The organism is Allosphingosinicella sp. (genome assembly GCF_036387215.1).
In the GTDB taxonomy this organism is placed as follows: domain Bacteria; phylum Pseudomonadota; class Alphaproteobacteria; order Sphingomonadales; family Sphingomonadaceae; genus Allosphingosinicella.
Genome location: NZ_DASVUE010000099.1, coordinates 1 through 5,796 on the forward strand (window position 1 = coordinate 1; position 5,796 = coordinate 5,796).

General features: G+C 65.4%; 6 protein-coding genes. 3 read left to right on the top strand and 3 right to left on the bottom strand.

Going from position 1 to position 5,796, the window contains the following annotated elements; genetic code table 11:
* The 3 genes from VF662_RS04365 to VF662_RS04375 form a co-directional block, all read right to left on the bottom strand.
* The coding region (locus VF662_RS04365; RefSeq protein WP_464138103.1) for an RNA polymerase sigma factor region1.1 domain-containing protein at positions 1-392 on the bottom strand (392 nt) is incomplete at its 3' end.
* 9 nt (positions 393-401) lie between these two features.
* The gene (gene dnaG, locus VF662_RS04370; RefSeq protein ID WP_464138105.1) at positions 402-2,246 is read right to left on the bottom strand and encodes a DNA primase; all 1,845 of its coding nucleotides are present in this window, start codon (positions 2,244-2,246) and stop codon (positions 402-404) included.
* Between the two features lie 9 nt (positions 2,247-2,255).
* Positions 2,256-2,711, bottom strand: a complete 456-nt coding sequence (locus VF662_RS04375; RefSeq protein WP_464138109.1) for a GatB/YqeY domain-containing protein — start codon at positions 2,709-2,711, stop codon at positions 2,256-2,258.
* Between the two features lie 138 nt (positions 2,712-2,849).
* On the opposite strand from VF662_RS04375, the gene carA reads away from it, so the two are divergent.
* The 3 genes from carA to carB all read left to right on the top strand — a co-directional run.
* Positions 2,850-4,013 carry a glutamine-hydrolyzing carbamoyl-phosphate synthase small subunit gene (gene carA, locus VF662_RS04380; RefSeq protein WP_464138111.1) on the top strand — a complete coding sequence of 388 codons (1,164 nt, stop codon included), beginning with the start codon at positions 2,850-2,852 and terminating at the stop codon, positions 4,011-4,013.
* On the top strand, positions 4,010-4,462 hold the full coding sequence (locus tag VF662_RS04385; protein WP_464138113.1) for a hypothetical protein: 453 nt from the start codon (positions 4,010-4,012) through the stop codon (positions 4,460-4,462). The genes carA and VF662_RS04385 overlap by 4 nt, the downstream gene beginning before the upstream one ends.
* Positions 4,462-5,796, top strand: a 1,335-nt coding sequence (gene carB / locus VF662_RS04390) for a carbamoyl-phosphate synthase large subunit (RefSeq protein WP_464138116.1), incomplete at its 3' end; no start/stop codon positions are given. The genes VF662_RS04385 and carB, both read left to right, overlap by 1 nt.

Below are 5,796 nucleotides of genomic sequence, written 5' to 3' on the forward strand. Positions count from 1 at the left end.
ACCGCGCCCATCTCGCGAAGGTACATGCGGACGGGATCGTCGGTGCGGTCGACCGTCTCCTTCTTCTTCTCGACGACGAAGCGCTCGCCCTCGCCGCCGCCGTCCGAGCCGTCGTCCAGCCCCGCCTCGAGGTCCGGCTCCGCCGCCTCGTCCTCGTCCGCTTCCTCATTCTCGACGACGTTGATTCCCATTTCCGACAGAGCGGACATCACGTCCTCGATCTGGTCGGTGCTCATCTCGCCGACGCCGGCATTGAGCTCGTCGACGGTGATGTAGCCGCGCTTCTTGGCGCGGGCGATCAGCTTCTTGAGCGAAGCTTCGTTGAGATCGATGAGTGGGGCATCGCCGCCGTCCGGCTTTTCACTGGTCTCGGCCGTATTCGTCTTCGCCATTCGCACGCCTTAATCCTGCTCAGCCGCGTTCGCCTCGATAAGCGTCGCCAGCTGCCTGTCAGCCTCGTCCCGCGCCGCCCGGAGCCGTTGCTGCTCCTGGAAGGCGGCTTCGTCACCCTCTTCCTTCAGCCGGGCCGTCGCCGCCTCTAGGGCAGCATCCAGTCCGGGCCGTGCCGCCAACGTGTCGATGACCAGAACGAGGTCTCGGCTCGCACGTTCCGGATCGGCATCGCGACGGGTGAAGGAGAAGGCCAAACTTTTCTGCGAGCGCAGCTCCTCCGCAAGGTGAGCCGCGCCCGTGTCGGCCAATATGGTATTTAGCTCACCTGGATCAAGCTCGCCGTGGAGGAGGGCGGCGGAGAGCAGCGCATCGCGCAGCTTGGCGGCGCTTCGCGAGGAGAGGGGGAGCGCGGCGATCGCTTCGGAATGGCCTGCGATCACCTCGGGGAAGCGGAGCAGCCCCTGCATCACCGAGCGGGTGAGCTGGGCGCCGAGGCCGCCGCTTCCAACCGCCTTTGCGCCGGCCGAGGCGGGGCGCTGCGGCTGGGGCTGGCCGCGGCCCTGGAAGCGCGGCGTCCATTCGCGCGGCTTCGGCCTCGTCAGCTCGTTGAAGCGCTGGAGCAGCTCCGATTTGTACTGATCGCGAACGTCCGGATCGGCGATCGTCGCGGCGAGGTCGAGCAGGCGGCGGCGGAGGCCCGCGCGCTGCTCCGGCGTCGTCAGCGGCTCCGCATTGCTCTCGTGGCGCCAGATCCGCTCGACCAGGGTTTCGGGCCGTTCGAGCAGTGCGTCCATTGCTCCCCGGCCCCTGGAGCGGACGAGGTCGTCGGGATCCTGGCCTGCGGGGAGGGTGACGAAGCCGAGCGAGCGGCCGGGCCCCGCATGGGGAAGCGCCCGCAAAGCGCCCCGTACCGCCGCCTTCTCGCCGGCCGAATCGCCGTCGAAGCAGAGGATGGGGGAGGGCGAGAGCTGCCACAGCAAGCCGAGCTGCGTTTCGGTGAGCGCGGTCCCGAGCGGCGCCACCGCCTCGCCGATCCCGGCCTGGTCGAGCGCGATCACGTCCATCTGCCCCTCGACCACGATCACGCGCTTCGCCTGGCGGCTGGCGGTGGCGGCGCGATCGAGGTTGAAGAGGCTGCGTCCCTTGTCGAACAGGGGGGTCTCGGGCGAGTTCAGGTATTTGGGCTCGCCGGCACCAAGGATTCGGGCGCTGAAGGCGATCACCCGCCCGCGCCGGTCGCGGATCGGATAGGTGAGGCGGCCGCGGAACCGGTCGTAGGGCTCGCGTCCCGTCTCCTCGGGCTGGATCAGGAGGCCCGCCTCGACCAGCTTGTCGTTGCCGAAGCTGCTCAGCGCCGAGCGAAGCTTGCTTCGGCTGTCGGGGGCGTAGCCGAAGCCGAAGCGGCGGCGGGTGGCATCGGTGATCCCGCGCTTCTCCAGATAGGCGCGCGCCTCGGCGCCTTCGAGCCCGCCCAATTGCTCCTCATACCAGCGCTGCGCCGCCTCCATGACGTCGTAGAGGGAGTTCGCACGCTCGGCCTTGGCCTGCGCCCGCGGATCGGGGGCGGGCACTTCGAGCCCCGCCGCGTCGGCCAGCTCCTTCACCGCGTCCATGAACGGAAGCCCGCGCGCATCGGTCAGGAACCGGATCGCGTCGCCATGCGCCTGGCAGCCGAAGCAATGGTAGAAGCCCTTCTCGTCATTGACGTAGAAGCTTGCCGTCTTCTCGTTGTGGAACGGGCAGCAGGCCTTGTACTCGCGCCCCGCTTTGGTGAGCTTCACGCTGCGCCCGATCAGCGCCGAAAGCAGCGTATGGGCGCGGACCTCGTCCAGGAACTGCGGGGAAAGGCTCACCTCTCCAGCTTAGGCGGAGAGCCGCGCTTTCACGAGGGCGCTGGCCTTGCTCATGTCGAGCTGGGCGGCGTGGCGCTCCTTGAGGGCGGCCATGACTCGGCCCATGTCCTTCACGGACGAGGCGCCGAGCTCCGTCGCAATCGAATCGATCGCCGCCTTCGTCTCCTCCTCACTCATCTGAGCGGGCAGGAACTGCTCGATCACGGCCACTTCCGCTTTCTCGGCTTCGGCGAGTTCGGCCCGGCCCCCTTGCTCATAGAGGGCGATCGATTCCCGCCTTTGCTTGATCATCTTCTGGAGGACTTCCGTCACGGTCGCATCGTCGTCCGCGGGTGCGGTGCCGGTGCGGAGCTCGATGTCGCGGTTCTTCAGCGCCGACTGGATGAGGCGGATGGTGGCGGTGCGCTGCTTGTCGCCGCCCTTCATTGCGGAGACCAGCGCAGCCTTGATGTCGTCGCGAATCATAATATCTCGTCGCTGCCTCGGGAAAGCGGCCAGATTAGCCGGGCCACCCGAATTTTAATAGATTGACGCTGCCCGGCCCGGTCCCTAGCGAACGAGCCTTAGCGACATCGCGACAATTCGAACGGAGTGCCCGCCACCATGGCCGACGCCACGACCACGCCTGCGCCTGAAGGAGCGACGGGCGTATTGGTTCTGGCCGACGGGACCGTGGTCTGGGGCAGGGGCTTCGGAGCGGGGGGCGAGGCGGTCGGCGAAATCGTCTTCAACACCGCGATGACCGGATATCAGGAGGTGATGACCGATCCCTCCTACGCCGCGCAGATCATCACCTTCACCTTCCCGCACATCGGCAATGTCGGCGCGAATTACGAGGATCTGGAGGCGGACAATCCGTTCGCTTTAGGCTGCATCGTTCGCCAGGACGTAACCGCGCCGAGCAATTACCGCGCCGTCACCGGCTTCGTCGAATGGATGCGCTCCAACGGGCGGATCGGTCTCTCCGGGGTCGATACGCGGGCGCTGACGCGGAGGATCAGGGAGCAGGGGTCTCCCAACGGCGTGATTGCCCACAATGCGGGAGGCGAGTTCGACCTTGATGCGCTGCTGAAGCGGGCGCGGGACTGGCCGGGGCTGGAGGGGATGGACCTCGCCAAGGAGGTTTCCTGCCACCAGATGTTCCGCTGGTCGGGCGGTCGCTGGAAGCATGGGACGGGCTATGGGGAGCATGAGGAAGACGAGAGCCGCCCGCACGTGGTGGCGATCGATTACGGCTCGAAGCGCAACATCTTCAGGAACCTTGCCGATGCGGGCGCGCGGGTGACGGTGCTCCCCGCCACCTCCACGTTCGAGGATGTGATGGCGCACAAGCCGGACGGCATCTTCCTCTCCAACGGCCCGGGGGATCCCGCGGCGACTGGGGAATATGCGGTGCCGGTCATCCGGCAGCTGCTGGAGACGGGGAAGCCGCTGTTCGGCATCTGCCTAGGGCATCAGCTGCTTGGTTTGGCTGTGGGCGCGAAGACGGTGAAGATGCACCAGGGCCACCGCGGCGCCAACCATCCGGTGAAGCGGCTCGAGGACGGCCGCGTCGAGATCACCAGCATGAACCACGGCTTTGCGGTGGACCGGGACACGTTTCCGCCGAACGTGCGCGAAAGTCATGTGAGCCTGTTCGACGGCTCGAATTGCGGAATGGAGCTTACGGATCGGCCCGCGTTCAGCGTGCAATATCACCCGGAGGCGAGCCCGGGGCCGCAGGATAGTACGTATCTGTTTGAGAAGTTCGTCGGGTCAATTTCGTGAGGGCAATCGCGATTGTGTTTCTGGCACTTGGCGCCTGTTCGGTGCCATCCGACGGTCCCCAGCATTCGCGTTCCAAACCGTTCTTTTGCGGCTTTCGGAATGTCGGCTCGATGGCGGTCGTACAAGGAGTGGATGCCACATTGCCGGTCCCACCGGAGGCCCGCGATCCTGTTTCCTTTCAGTTGGAGGGGATAATTACCGGAGATCGTTTTTCAGGGCAGGTAAAGGGTCTTTCAGGCCCCGGAAGTGATGTGGTCTATGCGGAGCGGGTGACAGGACGCTTCAACAGTTCGCTTGAATTTAGAACCAAGCACAAGGAATTATCCATCACTGTATGGACGCATGGAGATATCCCGGACGGAGAAGCATCGAGAGCGATCTCGATCGGTGAGACGAATCGAATGGAAACCGTGAGCTACTTCATTGGTAGCTGTGGAGGGGAGTTCTAATGCCCCGCCGCACAGACATCTCCTCCATCCTCATCATTGGCGCCGGGCCGATCGTTATCGGGCAGGCGGCGGAGTTCGATTATTCGGGGACCCAGGCGGCCAAGACGCTGAAGGCGGAGGGCTATCGTATCATCCTGGTGAACTCCAATCCGGCGACGATCATGACGGATCCGGAGCTTGCGGACGCCACCTATATCGAGCCGATCACGCCCGAATTCGTGACCAAGATCATCGAGAAGGAGCGGCCCGACGCGGTGCTTCCGACGATGGGCGGGCAGACAGCGCTCAACACGGCGCTGGCCTTGTTCAAGGACGGCACGCTGGAGAAGTACGGCGTGCAGATGATCGGCGCGGACGCCGAGGCGATCGAGAAGGCGGAGGATCGGCTCAAGTTCCGCGATGCGATGTCGAAGATCGGGCTCGAAAGCCCGCGCTCGGCGATCGCGCACAGCCTTGAGGAGGCGGTGCAGGCGCTGGAGGTGACGGGGCTGCCGGCGATCATCCGGCCGAGCTTCACGCTCGGCGGCACGGGCGGCGGCATCGCCTACAATCGCGACGAATTCGTCCAGATCGTCACCGGCGGGCTCGAAGCCTCGCCCACCACCGAAGTGCTGATCGAGGAATCTGTGCTCGGCTGGAAGGAATATGAGATGGAGGTGGTCCGCGACCGCGCGGACAACGCCATCATCATCTGCTCGATCGAGAACGTTGACCCGATGGGCATCCATACGGGAGATTCGATCACCGTCGCTCCGGCGATGACGCTCACCGACAAGGAATATCAGATCATGCGCAACGCGAGCATCGCTTGCCTGCGCGAGATCGGGGTGGAGACGGGCGGCTCCAACGTGCAGTTCGCAGTAAATCCGGCGGACGGGCGGCTGGTCGTGATCGAGATGAACCCGCGCGTCAGCCGCTCATCCGCGCTTGCCTCCAAGGCGACGGGTTTCCCGATCGCCAAGGTCGCAGCCAAGCTCGCGGTCGGCTACACGCTCGACGAGATCGACAACGACATCACCGGCTGTACGCCGGCATCGTTCGAGCCAACGATCGATTACGTCGTGACCAAGATCCCCCGCTTCACGTTCGAGAAGTTCCGCGGCTCCGAGGCGACGCTCTCCACTGCCATGAAATCGGTCGGCGAAGTGATGGCAATCGGGAGGAACTTCCACGAGAGCCTTCAGAAGGCGCTCCGGGGGCTGGAGACGGGCCTCATAGGGCTCGACGGCGTGAAGGCGCTCTACGGCGCTCCGCGGGCGGAGATAGAGGCGGCGCTAGCAATCCCTTCGCCGGACCGGCTGCTGGTCGCCGCGCAGGCGCTGCGCGAGGGCTTC